This is a genomic window from Bacillus sp. N5-665, assembly GCF_022637375.2.
Taxonomy (GTDB): Bacteria; Bacillota; Bacilli; order Bacillales; family Bacillaceae_G; genus Bacillus_A; species Bacillus_A wiedmannii.
In genome coordinates this window covers 5,492,501-5,510,000 of sequence record NZ_CP093325.1, presented here as the reverse complement: position 1 = coordinate 5,510,000, position 17,500 = coordinate 5,492,501, and the positions used below count along the sequence as shown (strand labels likewise).

16 protein-coding genes, 1 tRNA gene, 3 rRNA genes, 1 other RNA gene and 1 other annotated feature (2 of these 22 cut by a window edge) are annotated in these 17,500 nt (G+C 39.4%); of the genes, 17 read left to right on the top strand and 4 right to left on the bottom strand.

Translation table 11 applies throughout. The features are described 5' to 3' along the window. Window positions 1-2,265 (top strand): 23S ribosomal RNA (locus MNO09_RS30900) (it extends 657 nt beyond the left edge of the window). A 48-nt stretch (window positions 2,266-2,313) separates the two neighbouring features. After that, a 5S ribosomal RNA gene (gene rrf, locus MNO09_RS30895) occupies window positions 2,314-2,429 on the top strand. Window positions 2,430-2,464: 35 nt separating this feature from the next. Here the strand turns inward: rrf and MNO09_RS30890 are convergent. Continuing rightward, complete coding sequence (locus MNO09_RS30890) at window positions 2,465-3,466, bottom strand: YaaC family protein (protein WP_000554254.1); 1,002 nt, start codon at window positions 3,464-3,466, stop codon at window positions 2,465-2,467. Window positions 3,467-3,581: 115 nt separating this feature from the next. On the opposite strand from MNO09_RS30890, the gene guaB reads away from it, so the two are divergent. From guaB to MNO09_RS30855, 7 genes are all read left to right on the top strand, one after another. Beyond that, window positions 3,582-5,045, top strand: coding sequence for an IMP dehydrogenase (gene guaB / locus MNO09_RS30885; RefSeq protein ID WP_000264076.1), 1,464 nt, complete (start codon window positions 3,582-3,584; stop codon window positions 5,043-5,045). A gap of 113 nt (window positions 5,046-5,158) precedes the next feature. Continuing rightward, window positions 5,159-6,466, top strand: coding sequence for a D-alanyl-D-alanine carboxypeptidase DacA (dacA, locus tag MNO09_RS30880; protein WP_131799185.1), 1,308 nt, complete (start codon window positions 5,159-5,161; stop codon window positions 6,464-6,466). A gap of 161 nt (window positions 6,467-6,627) precedes the next feature. Further along, on the top strand, window positions 6,628-7,515 hold the full coding sequence (pdxS, locus tag MNO09_RS30875) for a pyridoxal 5'-phosphate synthase lyase subunit PdxS (RefSeq protein WP_000186157.1): 888 nt from the start codon (window positions 6,628-6,630) through the stop codon (window positions 7,513-7,515). 18 nt (window positions 7,516-7,533) lie between these two features. Further along, complete coding sequence (pdxT, locus tag MNO09_RS30870; RefSeq protein ID WP_000238773.1) at window positions 7,534-8,124, top strand: pyridoxal 5'-phosphate synthase glutaminase subunit PdxT; 591 nt, start codon at window positions 7,534-7,536, stop codon at window positions 8,122-8,124. A 54-nt stretch (window positions 8,125-8,178) separates the two neighbouring features. Then, window positions 8,179-8,400: a binding site (T-box leader), on the top strand. 51 nt (window positions 8,401-8,451) lie between these two features. Next, window positions 8,452-9,726, top strand: a complete 1,275-nt coding sequence (gene serS, locus MNO09_RS30865) for a serine--tRNA ligase (protein WP_000884182.1) — start codon at window positions 8,452-8,454, stop codon at window positions 9,724-9,726. A gap of 154 nt (window positions 9,727-9,880) precedes the next feature. Beyond that, window positions 9,881-9,973 (top strand) — tRNA-Ser (locus tag MNO09_RS30860). A 166-nt stretch (window positions 9,974-10,139) separates the two neighbouring features. Further along, complete coding sequence (locus MNO09_RS30855) at window positions 10,140-10,532, top strand: sigma factor-like helix-turn-helix DNA-binding protein (protein ID WP_000364198.1); 393 nt, start codon at window positions 10,140-10,142, stop codon at window positions 10,530-10,532. A gap of 35 nt (window positions 10,533-10,567) precedes the next feature. Here the strand turns inward: MNO09_RS30855 and MNO09_RS30850 are convergent, their stop codons facing one another. The 3 genes from MNO09_RS30850 to MNO09_RS30840 all read right to left on the bottom strand — a co-directional run bounded on the left by MNO09_RS30850 (window position 10,568) and on the right by MNO09_RS30840 (window position 12,539). Then, a complete protein-coding gene (locus MNO09_RS30850; protein WP_001053583.1) occupies window positions 10,568-11,236 on the bottom strand; it encodes a deoxynucleoside kinase in 669 nt (222 codons plus the stop codon). 2 nt (window positions 11,237-11,238) lie between these two features. Next, window positions 11,239-11,874, bottom strand: a complete 636-nt coding sequence (locus MNO09_RS30845) for a deoxynucleoside kinase (protein ID WP_000148208.1) — start codon at window positions 11,872-11,874, stop codon at window positions 11,239-11,241. 125 nt (window positions 11,875-11,999) lie between these two features. Then, the gene (locus MNO09_RS30840) at window positions 12,000-12,539 is read right to left on the bottom strand and encodes a cysteine hydrolase family protein (RefSeq protein ID WP_000798744.1); all 540 of its coding nucleotides are present in this window, start codon (window positions 12,537-12,539) and stop codon (window positions 12,000-12,002) included. 107 nt (window positions 12,540-12,646) lie between these two features. Between MNO09_RS30840 and tadA the strand changes: the two genes are divergently transcribed. The 8 genes from tadA to MNO09_RS30800 all read left to right on the top strand — a co-directional run. Beyond that, window positions 12,647-13,147: a tRNA adenosine(34) deaminase TadA gene (tadA, locus tag MNO09_RS30835; protein ID WP_000426602.1), complete on the top strand. Its 501-nt coding sequence runs from the start codon at window positions 12,647-12,649 to the stop codon at window positions 13,145-13,147. 80 nt (window positions 13,148-13,227) lie between these two features. Continuing rightward, an RNA gene (gene ffs / locus MNO09_RS30830) (signal recognition particle sRNA large type) lies at window positions 13,228-13,492 on the top strand. Between the two features lie 132 nt (window positions 13,493-13,624). Then, window positions 13,625-15,313: a DNA polymerase III subunit gamma/tau gene (dnaX, locus tag MNO09_RS30825; protein ID WP_000121580.1), complete on the top strand. Its 1,689-nt coding sequence runs from the start codon at window positions 13,625-13,627 to the stop codon at window positions 15,311-15,313. Window positions 15,314-15,338: 25 nt separating this feature from the next. After that, window positions 15,339-15,665, top strand: a complete 327-nt coding sequence (locus MNO09_RS30820) for a YbaB/EbfC family nucleoid-associated protein (protein ID WP_170930109.1) — start codon at window positions 15,339-15,341, stop codon at window positions 15,663-15,665. Between the two features lie 14 nt (window positions 15,666-15,679). Continuing rightward, window positions 15,680-16,276: a recombination protein RecR gene (gene recR, locus MNO09_RS30815; RefSeq protein ID WP_000559168.1), complete on the top strand. Its 597-nt coding sequence runs from the start codon at window positions 15,680-15,682 to the stop codon at window positions 16,274-16,276. 14 nt (window positions 16,277-16,290) lie between these two features. Further along, complete coding sequence (locus MNO09_RS30810; protein WP_000466020.1) at window positions 16,291-16,512, top strand: YaaL family protein; 222 nt, start codon at window positions 16,291-16,293, stop codon at window positions 16,510-16,512. 215 nt (window positions 16,513-16,727) lie between these two features. Next, complete coding sequence (locus MNO09_RS30805; protein WP_001089260.1) at window positions 16,728-16,997, top strand: pro-sigmaK processing inhibitor BofA family protein; 270 nt, start codon at window positions 16,728-16,730, stop codon at window positions 16,995-16,997. Window positions 16,998-17,216: 219 nt separating this feature from the next. After that, window positions 17,217-17,500 (top strand): 16S ribosomal RNA (locus tag MNO09_RS30800) (it continues 1,268 nt past the right edge of the window).

The following is a 17,500-nucleotide window of genomic DNA, read 5'->3' as shown; positions in this document are numbered from 1 at the left end:
AAGAGGCGGAGCCGCAGCGAAAGCGAGTCTGAATAGGGCGTTTAGTACGTGGTCGTAGACCCGAAACCAGGTGATCTACCCATGTCCAGGGTGAAGTTCAGGTAACACTGAATGGAGGCCCGAACCCACGCACGTTGAAAAGTGCGGGGATGAGGTGTGGGTAGCGGAGAAATTCCAATCGAACCTGGAGATAGCTGGTTCTCCCCGAAATAGCTTTAGGGCTAGCCTTAAGTGTAAGAGTCTTGGAGGTAGAGCACTGATTGAACTAGGGGTCCTCATCGGATTACCGAATTCAGTCAAACTCCGAATGCCAATGACTTATCCTTAGGAGTCAGACTGCGAGTGATAAGATCCGTAGTCAAGAGGGAAACAGCCCAGATCGCCAGCTAAGGTCCCAAAGTGTGTATTAAGTGGAAAAGGATGTGGAGTTGCTTAGACAACTAGGATGTTGGCTTAGAAGCAGCCACCATTTAAAGAGTGCGTAATAGCTCACTAGTCGAGTGACTCTGCGCCGAAAATGTACCGGGGCTAAATACACCACCGAAGCTGCGAATTGATACCAATGGTATCAGTGGTAGGGGAGCGTTCTAAGTGCAGTGAAGTCAGACCGGAAGGACTGGTGGAGCGCTTAGAAGTGAGAATGCCGGTATGAGTAGCGAAAGACGGGTGAGAATCCCGTCCACCGAATGCCTAAGGTTTCCTGAGGAAGGCTCGTCCGCTCAGGGTTAGTCAGGACCTAAGCCGAGGCCGACAGGCGTAGGCGATGGACAACAGGTTGATATTCCTGTACCACCTCTTTATCGTTTGAGCAATGGAGGGACGCAGAAGGATAGAAGAAGCGTGCGATTGGTTGTGCACGTCCAAGCAGTTAGGCTGATAAGTAGGCAAATCCGCTTATCGTGAAGGCTGAGCTGTGATGGGGAAGCTCCTTATGGAGCGAAGTCTTTGATTCCCCGCTGCCAAGAAAAGCTTCTAGCGAGATAAAAGGTGCCTGTACCGCAAACCGACACAGGTAGGCGAGGAGAGAATCCTAAGGTGTGCGAGAGAACTCTGGTTAAGGAACTCGGCAAAATGACCCCGTAACTTCGGGAGAAGGGGTGCTTTCTTAACGGAAAGCCGCAGTGAATAGGCCCAAGCGACTGTTTAGCAAAAACACAGGTCTCTGCGAAGCCGTAAGGCGAAGTATAGGGGCTGACACCTGCCCGGTGCTGGAAGGTTAAGGAGAGGGGTTAGCGTAAGCGAAGCTCTGAACTGAAGCCCCAGTAAACGGCGGCCGTAACTATAACGGTCCTAAGGTAGCGAAATTCCTTGTCGGGTAAGTTCCGACCCGCACGAAAGGTGTAACGATTTGGGCACTGTCTCAACCAGAGACTCGGTGAAATTATAGTACCTGTGAAGATGCAGGTTACCCGCGACAGGACGGAAAGACCCCGTGGAGCTTTACTGTAGCCTGATATTGAATTTTGGTACATTTTGTACAGGATAGGCGGGAGCCATTGAAACCGGAGCGCTAGCTTCGGTGGAGGCGCTGGTGGGATACCGCCCTGAATGTATTGAAATTCTAACCTACGGGTCTTATCGACCCGGGAGACAGTGTCAGGTGGGCAGTTTGACTGGGGCGGTCGCCTCCTAAAGTGTAACGGAGGCGCCCAAAGGTTCCCTCAGAATGGTTGGAAATCATTCGTAGAGTGCAAAGGCATAAGGGAGCTTGACTGCGAGACCTACAAGTCGAGCAGGGACGAAAGTCGGGCTTAGTGATCCGGTGGTTCCGCATGGAAGGGCCATCGCTCAACGGATAAAAGCTACCCCGGGGATAACAGGCTTATCTCCCCCAAGAGTCCACATCGACGGGGAGGTTTGGCACCTCGATGTCGGCTCATCGCATCCTGGGGCTGTAGTCGGTCCCAAGGGTTGGGCTGTTCGCCCATTAAAGCGGTACGCGAGCTGGGTTCAGAACGTCGTGAGACAGTTCGGTCCCTATCCGTCGTGGGCGTAGGAAATTTGAGAGGAGCTGTCCTTAGTACGAGAGGACCGGGATGGACGCACCGCTGGTGTACCAGTTGTTCTGCCAAGGGCATAGCTGGGTAGCTATGTGCGGAAGGGATAAGTGCTGAAAGCATCTAAGCATGAAGCCCCCCTCAAGATGAGATTTCCCATAGCGTAAGCTAGTAAGATCCCTGAAAGATGATCAGGTTGATAGGTTCGAGGTGGAAGCATGGTGACATGTGGAGCTGACGAATACTAATAGATCGAGGACTTAACCATATAATATGTAGCAATGTTATCTAGTTTTGAAGGAATATGCCTTCATAGTTTGGTGATGATGGCAGAGAGGTCACACCCGTTCCCATACCGAACACGGAAGTTAAGCTCTCTAGCGCCGATGGTAGTTGGGACCTTGTCCCTGTGAGAGTAGGACGTCGCCAAGCAATTAAAAACACAAGTCTTTTGACTTGTGTTTTTTTTATTTCCCATGAAATAGGCTCGGTTCTGTTAGTAAAAAAGACGAAATATAGTAAGGGATTTTTTGAGCAGAAATAGTAAGGAATTGATAAATAAATGGATAATCTTCAGAGCCATAGCTCCCAAGTAAATCATACCACCAATCTGTTTCGTATCTAGAAATCATACTTAAATTGTAGAGCAATAAATAATGAACAAGAAGTTCAGGTAATACTGGTTTAGGATTTCTCGGGTCAATTGGAATTGGTAAGTAATAAGTATCAGCAAGATATTCGTAGTATAAAGGCGTACTATATATAGGGTTCCACGACTGGATAGGAGCTGTAAAAAGCAGATTCGATCCGCTCGTTTTCCCAGAGACATGTTGTATGGATAAATGCTTACAAGTTGATTCAATGTAACGTGAAAATCTTTCTGTAGTCATATGAAGTCGATCTAGTATGTTGGCCGAAAAGGAAAGTTCATTTGTATTTGTTGAATCGATTTTATATAAAGTGCCACCTTTTTGACTATAGCGAAATAAATTTTGTAATTCAGGAATATTTCCCATTAAATCTAGCATGTTAAATTTCTCTGCTTCTAAGTGTTTCATGTGAAACAGCTGTTCTGCAACATGAGTAAATAATCCGTTTTTTTGTACCTTCACCTCATCTTCTAAAAATTGATACCCCTGTTTTTTTCGTTTGCGAGTTGTAACACCATGAGCTAAAACAGTAGTGGATTCTGGATAGTTAGGATCAATAGTTAGTAAGCAGGCTTTAAAAAGTTGGCTCATTCCATAAAACAATAACATTGGCTGAATCGAAAAGGGGGCTACCTTATATAATTCATAATAATTTTTCCCGTGTTCTAAGTAATAAATAAAGGGATAACAATTTTCGAAACTTTTTTTTTCAGCATCTTTTATGGAGGATTTTTCATAGCAACGGGCAAGATAACGCTGTACATTTTGAGATGAAAAGAAGAAACTTAGTTGCTGCCAAGTGCAATGTGTTTGATGCATATATTACGCTCCTTTTATTGTCTAAAAATTCTAACATATATATACGTCCTTGACAGTATTTTAACCAATTGATAAGCTACTAATAATAATTTCTGGTATCATGGGGGGAACAATTATGTGGGAATCTAAATTTGTTAAAGAAGGTTTGACTTTTGATGACGTATTACTTGTACCAGCAAAGTCAGATGTACTACCAAGAGAAGTAAGTGTTAAAACAGTTTTATCTGAAAGCTTACAGTTAAATATCCCGTTAATTAGTGCAGGAATGGATACAGTAACAGAAGCTGATATGGCTATTGCAATGGCTCGTCAAGGCGGTTTAGGAATTATTCATAAAAACATGTCTATCGAACAACAAGCGGAGCAAGTTGATAAAGTAAAACGTTCTGAAAGTGGCGTTATTTCAGATCCTTTCTTTTTAACTCCAGAACATCAAGTATATGATGCAGAGCATCTTATGGGAAAATACCGTATCTCAGGTGTACCGGTTGTAAATAATTTAGACGAGCGAAAATTAGTTGGTATTATTACAAACCGTGATATGCGTTTTATCCAAGACTACTCAATCAAAATTTCCGACGTAATGACAAAAGAAAAGCTAATTACAGCTCCAGTTGGTACAACGCTGGAAGAAGCTGAAAAGATCCTACAAAAGTACAAAATTGAAAAACTCCCTCTTGTTGATAATAACGGTGTATTACAAGGGCTTATTACAATAAAAGATATTGAAAAAGTAATTGAATTCCCAAATTCTGCGAAGGATAAGCAAGGACGCTTATTAGTTGGGGCAGCGGTTGGTGTAACGGCTGATGCTATGCTTCGTATCGACGCATTAGTAAAAGCTAGCGTAGATGCAATCGTACTTGATACAGCTCATGGACATTCTCAAGGTGTTATTGATAAAGTAAAAGAAGTTCGTGCGAAATATCCATCACTAAATATTATCGCTGGAAATGTTGCTACTGCTGAAGCGACGAAAGCTTTAATTGAAGCAGGTGCAAACGTAGTTAAAGTTGGTATTGGACCAGGCTCTATCTGTACGACACGCGTTGTAGCTGGCGTGGGTGTACCACAATTAACAGCAGTTTATGATTGTGCAACAGAAGCTCGTAAACACGGTATTCCAGTTATTGCTGATGGTGGTGTTAAGTACTCTGGTGACATGGTAAAAGCTTTAGCAGCAGGAGCACACGTTGTTATGCTAGGTAGTATGTTTGCTGGTGTTGCTGAAAGCCCTGGAGAAACTGAAATTTACCAAGGTCGTCAATTTAAAGTATATCGTGGTATGGGTTCTGTCGGAGCGATGGAAAAAGGAAGTAAAGACCGTTACTTCCAAGAAGGAAATAAAAAACTTGTTCCAGAAGGTATTGAAGGTCGAGTACCATATAAAGGACCTTTAGCAGATACAGTTCATCAATTAGTTGGTGGATTACGTGCCGGTATGGGATATTGCGGAGCGCAGAATTTAGAATTCTTACGTGAGAATGCACAATTCATTCGTATGTCAGGTGCTGGTTTACGTGAAAGCCACCCTCATCACGTACAAATTACAAAAGAGGCTCCAAACTACTCATTATAATGTCTGATATACAAATAGACGGAGATTTGATATCTCTGTCTATTTTTTTTTGATTATGTTAGAATAACGGTTATGTGAGTACATAGATATTGGGGGTAACAGACGTGAAAGGTATGTTTTGCAAAAGATTCATTGCTTTAGTAACAGTGCTTACACTAGCTTGTAGCATCTTTATACCATATAGCAATGCATCAGCTGAAACAGGAGCTGCTTTAAACATTGAAGCAGGTGCGGCAATTTTAGTTGAAGCGAATTCTGGGAAAATTGTATATCAAAAGAATGCAGATGAATTATTATCCATTGCTAGTATGACAAAGATGATGAGTGAATATTTAGTTCACGAAGCAGTGGACAAAGGAAAACTTAAGTGGGATCAAAGAGTTAAGGTTTCTGAATATGCATATAAGGTTTCACAAGATGCTTCATTATCAAATGTTGCATTAGAAAATGGTGGCTCTTATACAGTAAAAGAGCTATACGAGGCAATGGCAATCTTTTCTGCAAATGGTGCAACAATTGCATTAGCAGAAGCAATTGCAGGTAAAGAAGTAGACTTCGTAAAAATGATGAATGATAAATCGAAAGAACTAGGGTTGAAAAATTATAAATTTGTTAATTCTACTGGTTTGACGAATAAAGATTTAAAGGGAATGCATCCTGAAGGAACAACAGCGGATGAAGAAAATAAAATGTCTGCAAAGGATGTAGCAACTTTAGCACAACATTTAATTAAAGATTATCCAAAAGTGTTAGATACAGCAAAAATCCCGAAAAAAGAATTTCGTCCAGAAAAAGAGAAGTTTGCAATGTCGAACTGGAACTGGATGTTAAAGGGCTTAGTGAAAGAATATGATGGCGTAGATGGCCTGAAAACAGGCTCGACTCCAGAAGCAGGGGATTGCTTCACTGGTACGGTTGAAAGAAACGGAATGCGTTTTATTTCTGTAGTTATTAAAACAAGTTCTCATACAGCACGTTTTGATGAAACAAAGAAGCTATATGATTATGGATTTGCTAACTTTGAAATGAAGCAAATATATAAAAAAGATTCTTCAGTAAAAGGACAAGAAACAGTACGAGTAGAAAATGCTAAAGATAAAGATGTAGCAGTTCAAACAAAACAAGCTGTTTCAGTTCCAGTGCCAAAAGGAAGTAAAGATGTTTATAAAACAGAATTAAAAGAAGCAAATAAGGGACAAGAAGCACCTATTAAAAAGGGAGCTGCACTTGGCCAAATGGTAATCACACCAAAAGATGCGAATGATCCTGGATTTTTATCTGGTAAGTCATTACAAGTAGATCTTGTAACAACGTCTGCAGTAGAGGAAGCGAATTGGTTTACTCGCTCTATGCGCGGAATTGGTTCTTTCTTTAGTGGTATATGGAATAGTGCTGTTGATACAGTAAAAGGTTGGTTTTAAAAGCTCCTCATTGTAGGGGCTTTTTCTTATTCCTATTTTTCATACCGACTTTATGAAAAAGTAGTAGACAAGCATCTGATGGTTAGTGGTAGAATGTAAGAGTATTCTTAATTTTCGCCTTTAACGGGGAAAAGCAATTCACCTAGGGGGGTTTTTGTAACATGACAAATGTAACAGGGACAGAACGTGTAAAACGTGGAATGGCAGAAATGCAAAAAGGCGGCGTTATTATGGACGTAATTAACGCTGAACAAGCAAAAATTGCAGAAGAGGCAGGCGCAGTTGCCGTTATGGCACTAGAGCGTGTACCAGCAGATATTCGTGCAGCAGGTGGCGTTTCTCGTATGGCAGACCCAACAATCGTTGAGGAAGTTATGGGTGCGGTGTCAATTCCGGTTATGGCAAAATGCCGTATCGGTCACCTTGTAGAAGCACGTGTATTAGAATCATTAGGGGTAGACTATATCGATGAGAGTGAAGTGTTAACTCCTGCCGATGAAGTATACCATTTAAATAAACGTGATTACACAGTTCCATTTGTATGTGGTTGCCGTGATATCGGAGAAGCTGCACGTCGTATTGCAGAAGGTGCATCTATGCTTCGTACAAAAGGTGAACCAGGAACAGGAAACATTGTAGAGGCAGTGCGTCATATGCGCCAAGTCAATGCAGAAATCCGTCAAGTTGCAAGTCTACGTGAAGATGAGTTAATGACATATGCAAAAAATACTGGTGCTCCTTATGAAGTACTACTTGAAATTAAACGCCTTGGTCGTTTGCCAGTTGTAAACTTCGCAGCAGGTGGTGTAGCAACACCAGCAGATGCAGCGTTAATGATGCAACTTGGTGCGGATGGTGTATTCGTAGGATCTGGTATCTTCAAATCAGAAAATCCAGAGAAATTTGCACGCGCAATCGTTGAAGCGACGACTCATTATGAGGATTACGAACTAATTGCAAGCCTTTCTAAAGGATTAGGTAATGCAATGAAAGGTATCGAAATTTCAACGTTATTACCAGAACAACGCATGCAAGAGCGTGGATGGTAATTGAAGGAGAACTTTAAAATGGTGAAAATCGGTGTACTAGGTCTTCAAGGTGCAGTTCGTGAGCATATAAAATCAGTTGAAGCAAGTGGTGCAGAAGCTGTTGTTGTAAAGCGTATAGAGCAACTTGAAGAGATTGATGGTCTTATTTTACCAGGCGGTGAAAGTACAACAATGCGCCGTCTTATTGATAAGTATGCTTTCATGGAACCACTTCGTACATTCGCGAAGTCTGGTAAACCAATGTTTGGTACATGTGCAGGTATGATTCTTCTTGCAAAAACACTTATTGGCTATGAAGAAGCACATATTGGTGCTATGGATATTACAGTAGAACGCAATGCGTTCGGACGCCAAAAAGATAGCTTTGAAGTCGCACTTTCAATTAAAGGTGTAGGAGAAGAATTTATTGGTGTATTTATCCGTGCTCCGTATGTTGTAAATGTAGCTGATGATGTTGAAGTACTTTCTACACATGGTGACCGAATGGTAGCAGTAAAACAAAATCAGTTTTTAGCTGCTTCATTCCATCCGGAATTAACGGATGATCATCGTGTCACAGCATACTTTGTAGAAATGGTAAAAGAAGCGAAAATGAAAAAAGTTGTCTAAGTAACTTGCAACTTGTATAAGATTATAGTAAATTGATGGTAACAATTTTATAAAATAAGCGTGTTGATAGGAAGTAGTAACAAATGCCGTTTCTTATAGAGAGTCGATGGTTGGTGGAAATCGATAGAAACAGTTTGTGAATCCATCCTGGAATGGAATGTGGAATATCTTTATGATTAGTAAACATTCCCGGTGAAGAGCCGTTATTTCTACTTGAGAGGAAGGCGGTAATGCTTTCAACTAGGGTGGCAACGCGGGTTAACTCCCGTCCCTTTATATAGGGACGGGAGTTTTTTGTGTTTTATAAAATAAAAGGAGGAGTATATAATGCTTGATATTAAATTTTTACGTACAAATTTTGAAGAAGTAAAAGCAAAGTTACAGCATAGAGGCGAAGATTTAACTGATTTTGGTCGCTTTGAAGAGCTGGATACGAGAAGAAGAGAATTACTTGTTCAAACAGAGGAACTAAAAAGTAAACGTAACGAAGTATCTCAACAAATTTCTGTATTGAAGCGCGAAAAGAAAGATGCAGAAGCTCTAATTCTAGAAATGCGTGAAGTTGGAGAAAAAGTAAAAGATCTTGATAATGAACTTCGTACAGTTGAAGAAGATTTAGAAAGATTAATGTTATCTATTCCGAATATTCCTCATGAATCTGCTCCAGTTGGTGAAACAGAAGATGATAATGTAGTAGCACGTACTTGGGGAGAAGTGAAAGAATTTGCTTATGAACCAAAACCACATTGGGATCTTGCTACAGATTTAGGGATTTTAGATTTTGAGCGTGCTGGGAAAGTAACAGGAAGCCGCTTCGTATTCTATAAAGGTGCTGGCGCGAGATTAGAGCGTGCTTTAATTAGCTTTATGCTTGATCTTCATACTGACGAGCATGGATACGAAGAAGTATTACCTCCGTATATGGTAAACCGTGCAAGTATGACAGGAACAGGACAACTTCCGAAATTTGAAGAAGATGCATTCCGTATTGAAAGTGAAGATTACTTCTTAATTCCAACAGCTGAAGTACCTGTAACGAACATGCATCGTGATGAAATCTTAAATAAAGATCAATTGCCTATACGATATGCTGCATTTAGCTCTTGTTTCCGTTCTGAAGCAGGTTCAGCTGGTCGTGATACACGTGGCTTAATTCGTCAGCATCAGTTCAATAAAGTAGAGCTTGTAAAGTTCGTAAAACCAGAAGATTCTTATGAAGAGTTAGAAAAACTAACAAATGATGCAGAACGCGTGTTACAATTATTAGAGTTGCCATATCGCGTTATGAGCATGTGCACAGGCGATTTAGGATTTACAGCAGCGAAGAAATACGATATCGAAGTATGGATTCCAAGCTATGGCACATATCGTGAGATTTCTTCTTGTAGTAATTTTGAGGCTTTCCAAGCGAGACGTGCAAATATCCGTTTCCGTCGTGAGCCAAACGGAAAACCAGAACATGTTCATACATTAAATGGATCTGGTCTTGCAATTGGCCGTACGGTTGCAGCTATTTTAGAGAACTACCAACAAGAAGATGGTACAATTATAATTCCAGAAGTTCTTCGCCCTTATATGGGAGGAAAAGCAGTTATTAAGTAAATGTAAACATTCATCGGTATGAGTGATTGGTAATTATGAGTATTGTCAGTACTGAAATGTAGGAGGGGAAAGGTAAATTTCCCCTTTCCTCATAATTTATTTTAGTAGGGTTGACTAACTGTTTTTCTTTTGATATTATATTTGATGTCAATATGGAGGTATACCCAAGTCTGGCTGAAGGGATCGGTCTTGAAAACCGACAGGCGGCGAGAGTCGCGCGGGGGTTCGAATCCCTCTACCTCCTCCAGATATAATTGACAACAGCGCATATAAGTGGAGATTGGAGAACTCGTTACCAACACGTAACGAGTTTTTATTTTAAAACCAATCATAAAGTATGGTGTAGGGCGATTTTCTCCTTATTACACACTCATATTCCGATGAGTATCTTCATAGATATGAAAGGAGTCAACATGGATCTTATTATACAAACGTTTCCTTTAGATGGAAAAACTTTATATTATGTACAATGTCCTGTCTGTAAGAATAATAGAATTTTAAACAGTGGTGCAAATGTGTCACGCATTATAAGCGATGATACATTCCGTAAACTTTGTGGTTGCACTTGTGATGTAAAGCAAACTGCGACAAAAGTAGAGGCGCCAAAAAAAGTTGAAAAAGCAGCTGTAAAGAAAGAAGCAGCTCCAAAACGTACAGGTAAAGTATTAACAGCAGTGATTAACGGGAAAGAAATGACTGTTAAAGAGATTGCTGAAACATACGATATTAGTACAAGTACTGTTCGTCAGCGTATTAACGCTGGAAAACCTGAGAGTGAAATTATTGCTCCGACAAAAAAGAAGTAATTTAATAGAAAAACCCGTGCGTATGCACGGGTTTTTTATTTTACAAGTTTACGTGTTTGTTTTAAAAAATGGCCAATTTTTTTAATGATGGGTTCAATTGAATCGCCATCTTTTAAAATATCGTATTCATTAATGTTTAATCGTAAAACAGGGCATGCATTAAAGTTATTAATCCAGTTTTCGTAACGGCCGTGCATCTCTTTCCAATACTCAATTGGTGTTTGTTGTTCCATCGGACGTCCGCGTTCTTGGATACGATCAACAATATCATCGAAAGAGCCTTCTAAGTAAATTAATAAATCTGGATGAGGGAAGTAAGGAGTCATGACCATAGCGTCAAATAAACCTTTGTATGTTTCATAATCAGTCTCCGTCATTGTACCTTTTTCATGATGCATCTTTGCAAAAATTCCAGTGTCTTCATAGATAGAGCGATCTTGAACAAAACCGCCACCGTATTCAAAAATTCTTTTTTGTTCTTTAAATCGTTCTGCTAAAAAGTATACTTGCAAGTGGAAGCTCCAGCGTGTGAAATCAGCATAGAATTTGTCCAAATACGGGTTCGAATCTACCTTTTCAAATGATGTGCGATAACCTAAAGCGTTAGCTAATGCAGTTGTCATAGTTGATTTTCCGACACCTACTGTTCCAGCAATAGTGATTACTGCGTCATTTGGTATATCATATTTTTGCCTTAAATTCATTGTTATTTCGACTCCTTTAAGAGAGTATTTTGAAGGGCGGATAGGATGACGTTTAAATCATCAGGATTTTTTACAAAATCCATATCGTCTCCGTTAAATTTCAATACTGGGATATCTGGATGATCCTTTTTAAAAGTCTCCATTGCTGTTTCGTAATCTTTTGTGAGCTGTAGTAAGTAATTTGGATCCATGTTTTTTTCGAATTCTCTTCCGCGCATCGCAATTCGTGTTTGTAATGTTTCCAAGCTAGCTGTTAAATAAACGATAACGTTTGGTACAGGCATATCTTGTGTAAGGATACGATAGATTTGCATGTACTTGTCGTATTGTGAATTCTTTAATGTACGGGATGCGAAAATTAAATTTTTAAATATATGATAATCCGCTACTACTGGCTTCCTTTGATTCAAATACTTTATGTTAATATCTTCTAATTGTTTGTATCTATTACAAAGAAAGAACATCTCTGTTTGAAAACTCCATTCGTCGATGTCTTCATAGAATTTTCCTAAAAAAGGATTCTCATCAACAATCTCTTTTAGTAAGTGGAGTTGCATGTGAGTTGAAATTGCCTTCGCAAGTGAGGTTTTTCCAACACCAATTGGTCCTTCAACCGTGATAAATGGTACTCCGGTCACGCTGTTTCCTCCTTTCAATCAGTGATTTACCGTGACTACTAAAAACACAAAACAGAATTATTGTAGCACAAGAGGGAAGCGAGCGGGTTAATTTGATATAAAAAGTTAGAAAATAGATATATGTATTAATTAATTTTTATTTGAGATGACGGTACTATATTTGCTTTTAATGTGGCTTCCATTATTTTTAAAGCATGTAGATTATCCTGATCATGATTAGAGGCAATACAGTCCTGTGGTACATACAGTGTATAATTTCTCATATGAGCATCGTTAGCTGTAAAGAGGATACATATATTCCCGGCGACTCCTGTCAATATTAGATTTTCTATTTTTAAATAGCCTAATAAAGAATTTAAAGGTGTTTCATAAAAAGCAGAGTAATGTGGTTTAATAAAAATGTAATCATCAGTATTTGGGGCAATCTTATGAATGATATTTTCACTATACTCATTTGTACAATGAGTAATTAGTTGGTCAATATCAGATCTCCAAAGTTGATAATGGTCATTAACATAAATTATGGGATAACCAAAGGATTTCATTGTTTTCTTTAATCGTAAAATAGGATTTGTTATAATTTCGCATTTTTTGGCTAAGGTGGGCCCGTGTGAAAATTGAAAATCATTAATCATATCGATAATGAGTAAGGCAGTATTCTTCATATGTAATCCCCTCTCTTTTTTATTAGGGTGGATTGAATTTGTAAAAGTTATCCCATGTGTAGTAAATGGAAATAAGTGTACTTTATTTGTAATGAAAGGACTATGGTATGGAAAACGATCAAGATATTTATTTTATGCAGTTAGCAATAGAAGAGGCTAAAAAAGCAGAGGCAATACAAGAAGTACCGATTGGCGCAGTTATAGTGTTAGATGGTGAGGTGATTAGTGTTGCTCATAATTTAAGAGAAACTGAACAAAGATCAATAGCTCACGCTGAATTGTTAGCTATTGATGAGGCGTGCAAAAAATTAGGGACATGGCGTTTAGAAGATGCGACGTTATATGTAACATTAGAGCCTTGTCCGATGTGTGCGGGTGGAATTGTTTTATCACGAGTGAAGCGAGTTGTATATGGTGCAAGTGATCCGAAAGGTGGATGTGCAGGGACGTTGATGAATCTTTTAATTGATGAACGCTTTAATCATCAATGCGAGGTAGTTGCTGGTGTATTAGAAGAAGAATGCGGTACTTTGTTAACAAACTTTTTTAGAGAGCTTCGTAAAAAAAGAAAAGCAATAAAAAAATTAGAGAAAAGTAACGAGAATTAACGTATTTGCATTTTATAAAAAAACAAGTTATACTGATAATGCCTTTTAATAAAGGCAACCGAATATTGGTTTTAACTTTGCCGTGCTAAGCGGGGAGGTAGCGGTGCCCTATACTCGCAATCCGCTCTAGCGAGGCCGAATCCCTTCTCGAGGTTATGCTGCTGTAAGGTCTGCCTTAAGTAAGTGGTGTTGACGTTTGGGTCCTGCGCAACGGGACCCCGTGAACCTTGTCAGGTCCGGAAGGAAGCAGCAATAAGCGGGTCTTCTCGTGTGCCGCAGGAGTGCCTGAACCGAGCTAACTGCTTGAGTAACGCTTATGGTACGTAATCGACAGAAGGTGCACGGCAGTTATATATGTATACAAAACTCACCTTAATACTAAGGTGGGTTTTTTGTATAGAAAATAACTTTTGGAATCTATAAACAGAATGGGTTATAATAAATGAGATAATAACCTTTGAGGGAGGCCGTATTTTCGTGTCATACCAAGCGTTATACCGAACATGGAGACCGCAAAAATTTGAAGATGTAGTTGGTCAAAAGCACGTGACAAAAACGTTGCAAAATGCCCTTCTTCAAGAGAAAGTTTCACATGCTTATTTATTTTCTGGGCCGAGGGGAACAGGAAAAACGACAATTGCAAAAGTATTTGCAAAAGCAATCAACTGTGAACATGCTCCGGTAGCTGAACCTTGTAATGAATGTCCGTCTTGTTTGGGGATTACACAAGGATCTATTTCAGATGTATTAGAAATTGATGCGGCTTCAAATAACGGTGTAGATGAAATTCGAGATATTAGAGATAAAGTAAAATATGCTCCAAGTGCTGTAGAATATAAAGTATACATTATTGATGAAGTCCACATGCTTTCCATGGGTGCCTTTAATGCGCTTTTAAAAACGTTAGAAGAGCCGCCAGGACACGTCATCTTTATTTTGGCGACAACAGAACCGCATAAGATTCCGCCTACAATCATTTCACGTTGCCAGCGTTTTGAATTTCGGAAAATATCAGTAAATGATATTGTTGAGAGATTATCGACGGTTGTGACGAATGAAGGTACGCAAGTAGAAGATGAGGCGTTACAAATTGTTGCACGTGCCGCTGAAGGTGGTATGCGTGATGCGCTTAGTCTTATTGATCAGGCAATATCTTATAGTGATGAGACAGTTACGACAGAAGATGTATTAGCTGTGACAGGTTCTGTTTCCCAGCAATACTTAGGTAACTTAGTAGAATGTATACGTGAAAATGATGTATCAAGGGCATTACGTATCATAGATGAGATGATGGGTAAAGGGAAAGATCCAGTTCGTTTTATGGAGGATTTCATTTACTATTATCGCGATATGCTTTTATATCAAACTTCACCACAACTGGAACATATGTTGGAACGAGTAATGGTAGATGAGCAATTCCGGATGTTAAGTGAAGAAATGCAACCGGAAGTAATCTATGAAATCATTCATACTCTTAGTAAGGGACAACAGGAAATGAAGTGGACAAATCATCCGCGAATTTTCTTAGAAGTTGTTATGGTACAACTGTGTCAACAGTTTATGATGCAAGCAAACGGTGCAGATCGTTTACAAGCAATTATGAACAGGATGCAGCAATTGGAGAAAGAGTTAGAACAAGTCAAAAAGAATGGTGTACCGGCTGGTGTGCAGCAAGAAGTCAGAGAGACACGTGCAACACCAAAGCCAGTGCGGACAGGTAGTATGAAGATTCCTGTCGGACGCGTAAATGAAGTGTTAAAACAAGCAAAGCGCCAGGATTTAGAACAATTAAAAGCTGTGTGGGGTGAGTTGTTAGGAAGACTCAAAGCATACAACAAAGTAGCGTTTGCTGTTTTATTAGAAAATAGCGAACCGGTGGCGGCTTCGGATGATACTTACGTTTTAGCGTTTCAATATGAGATTCACTGTAAAATGGCAAGCGAAAATCGAGAAGCTATGGATACAGTGGAACAAGCCTTATTTGAATTGCTAAGTAAAAGATTAAATATGATTGCCATTCCAAAAAGCGAATGGGGTAAAATCCGTGAAGATTTTTTACAGCGTGAAGGCGGGGATTCTGAAGAAAGCCCAGAGAAAAAAGAAGATCCTCTTATAGAAGAGGCCGTAAAATTAGTAGGACAAGAACTTATTGAAATAAAAGAGTAATAATAATTAGGAGGAATTAATTATGATGCGTGGCGGAATGGGAAATATGAATAATATGATGAAACAAATGCAAAAGATGCAAAAAGATATGGCAAAAGCGCAAGAAGAGCTTGGCGAAAAAACAGTTGAAGGTACAGCTGGCGGCGGTATGATTACAGTTATTGCAAATGGTCATAAGCAAATTCTTGAAGTGAAAGTTAAAGAAGAAGTTGTAGATCCAGAAGATATCGAAATGTTACAAGACTTAGTGCTAGCTGCAACAAATGATGCACTTAAAAAAGCTGATGAACTTTCAAACTCTACAATGGGTAAATTTACAAAAGGCTTGAACTTACCAGGTGGAATGTTCTAGGAGGATACTGATATATGCATTATCCAGAACCGATATCGAAATTAATTGATAGTTTTATGAAGTTGCCAGGAATCGGACCGAAAACAGCGGTTCGATTGGCATTTTTCGTATTAGATATGAAAGAAGATGATGTGTTAGGTTTTGCAAAAGCACTTGTGAATGCGAAGCGAGATTTAGCGTATTGTTCTGTATGTGGACATATTACTGACCGCGATCCTTGTTATATTTGTAATGATTCGCATCGAGATCAGTCGATTGTTTGTGTTGTACAGGAACCAAAAGATGTAATCGCAATGGAAAAGATGAAAGAATATCAAGGTGTATATCATGTGTTACGTGGTGCGATTTCTCCAATGGAGGGAATTGGACCGGAAGACATTAATATCCCGCAACTTTTAAAGCGACTGCACGATGAAACGGTACAAGAAGTGATACTAGCAACAAACCCTAATATTGAAGGGGAAGCTACAGCGATGTATATATCCCGCCTCTTAAAGCCGACAGGTATTAAAGTAACTCGTATTGCACATGGTCTGCCAGTTGGTGGAGACTTAGAATATGCAGATGAAGTAACACTGTCGAAAGCGTTAGAAGGTCGTAGAGAAGTATAAGAGGAGAAACAAAAATGTTCTTTCAAAAAAAGGGTAAATTGCGTAAAGAGTATGATGATAAGCTAATTGTACTATTAGAAAAAGTGAAGAATGAATGGTTACGTCAGAAGAGAATGGTTGAACAAAGTGTAGAACCATCTCAAGATGTACTTTGTTCTTTGAAAATAGCAGAGGCGAAATATTTCTTCTTGTTAAAAGAAGCAAAACGTCGTCCTGTAAAAATGGAACAATGGTAAAAGGTTCTGCTGAAAAAGCAGAACCTTTTATTTTATTCGTTAAACATTGCGTGGTTACTTCGTTTGGAAAGAGTGAGGAATTGTTTTATATGAAGAAAGTGTCGTCGAATAAAAGTTAATGAGATGAAGCGACTGGAGTAGTATGATAAATGTTCTTTTTTATCGCCTTGTCCCATACAAATAAATGTGTATAGGTCATTCACAAGGAGGAAAAAATGAATTCTACAATTATTATTGTTGGTATTCTTGCTCTAGTTTTTATTTTTCTTGTTTTTGGAGTTTCTTCTAAGCCGTTACGTTTTATAGGAAAAGCGCTCTTTCATGTTACTTTGGGAATAGCATTACTCTTTATCGTAAACGTTGTAGGAACATATTTTGATTTTCATATTCCAATTAACTTGGGTACAGCAACAATCACAAGTCTATTAGGTCTACCTGGTGTTGCTGCATTAGTGGTTATTAAGCTTTATATCATGCCAAGATAAAATTATTTTGGCATTTTTTTAAAAAGTGTTGACGAACAAATGATTAATATGGTAAATTAATAAGCGTCGTCAGGAACGAAAGAAAAAAGTTGTTGACAGATTTAACGCGAAATGTTAAATTATAAAAGTCGCTGAAACGCGATGTTGAACTTTGAAAACTAAACGAAACAAACAACGTGAAACGTCAATTTTTATTTTTAGATGCTAGACAAACTAACTTTATTGGAGAGTTTGATCCTGGCTCAGGATGAACGCTGGCGGCGTGCCTAATACATGCAAGTCGAGCGAATGGATTGAGAGCTTGCTCTCAAGAAGTTAGCGGCGGACGGGTGAGTAACACGTGGGTAACCTGCCCATAAGACTGGGATAACTCCGGGAAACCGGGGCTAATACCGGATAATATTTTGAACTGCATGGTTCGAAATTGAAAGGCGGCTTCGGCTGTCACTTGTGGATGGACCCGCGTCGCATTAGCTAGTTGGTGAGGTAACGGCTCACCAAGG

Coding starts and splice junctions, on each gene's coding strand:
- pdxS (WP_000186157.1), top strand. CDS start 6,628: ATGACAAATGTAACAGGGACAGAACGTGTAAAACGTGGAATGGCAGAA.
- tadA (WP_000426602.1), top strand. CDS start 12,647: ATGGAAAACGATCAAGATATTTATTTTATGCAGTTAGCAATAGAAGAG.
- MNO09_RS30820 (WP_170930109.1), top strand. CDS start 15,339: ATGCGTGGCGGAATGGGAAATATGAATAATATGATGAAACAAATGCAA.
- MNO09_RS30840 (WP_000798744.1), bottom strand. CDS start 12,539: ATGAAGAATACTGCCTTACTCATTATCGATATGATTAATGATTTTCAA.
- MNO09_RS30805 (WP_001089260.1), top strand. CDS start 16,728: ATGAATTCTACAATTATTATTGTTGGTATTCTTGCTCTAGTTTTTATT.
- MNO09_RS30855 (WP_000364198.1), top strand. CDS start 10,140: ATGGATCTTATTATACAAACGTTTCCTTTAGATGGAAAAACTTTATAT.
- dacA (WP_131799185.1), top strand. CDS start 5,159: ATGTTTTGCAAAAGATTCATTGCTTTAGTAACAGTGCTTACACTAGCT.
- serS (WP_000884182.1), top strand. CDS start 8,452: ATGCTTGATATTAAATTTTTACGTACAAATTTTGAAGAAGTAAAAGCA.
- guaB (WP_000264076.1), top strand. CDS start 3,582: ATGTGGGAATCTAAATTTGTTAAAGAAGGTTTGACTTTTGATGACGTA.
- MNO09_RS30890 (WP_000554254.1), bottom strand. CDS start 3,466: ATGCATCAAACACATTGCACTTGGCAGCAACTAAGTTTCTTCTTTTCA.
- MNO09_RS30810 (WP_000466020.1), top strand. CDS start 16,291: ATGTTCTTTCAAAAAAAGGGTAAATTGCGTAAAGAGTATGATGATAAG.
- pdxT (WP_000238773.1), top strand. CDS start 7,534: ATGGTGAAAATCGGTGTACTAGGTCTTCAAGGTGCAGTTCGTGAGCAT.
- recR (WP_000559168.1), top strand. CDS start 15,680: ATGCATTATCCAGAACCGATATCGAAATTAATTGATAGTTTTATGAAG.
- MNO09_RS30850 (WP_001053583.1), bottom strand. CDS start 11,236: ATGAATTTAAGGCAAAAATATGATATACCAAATGACGCAGTAATCACT.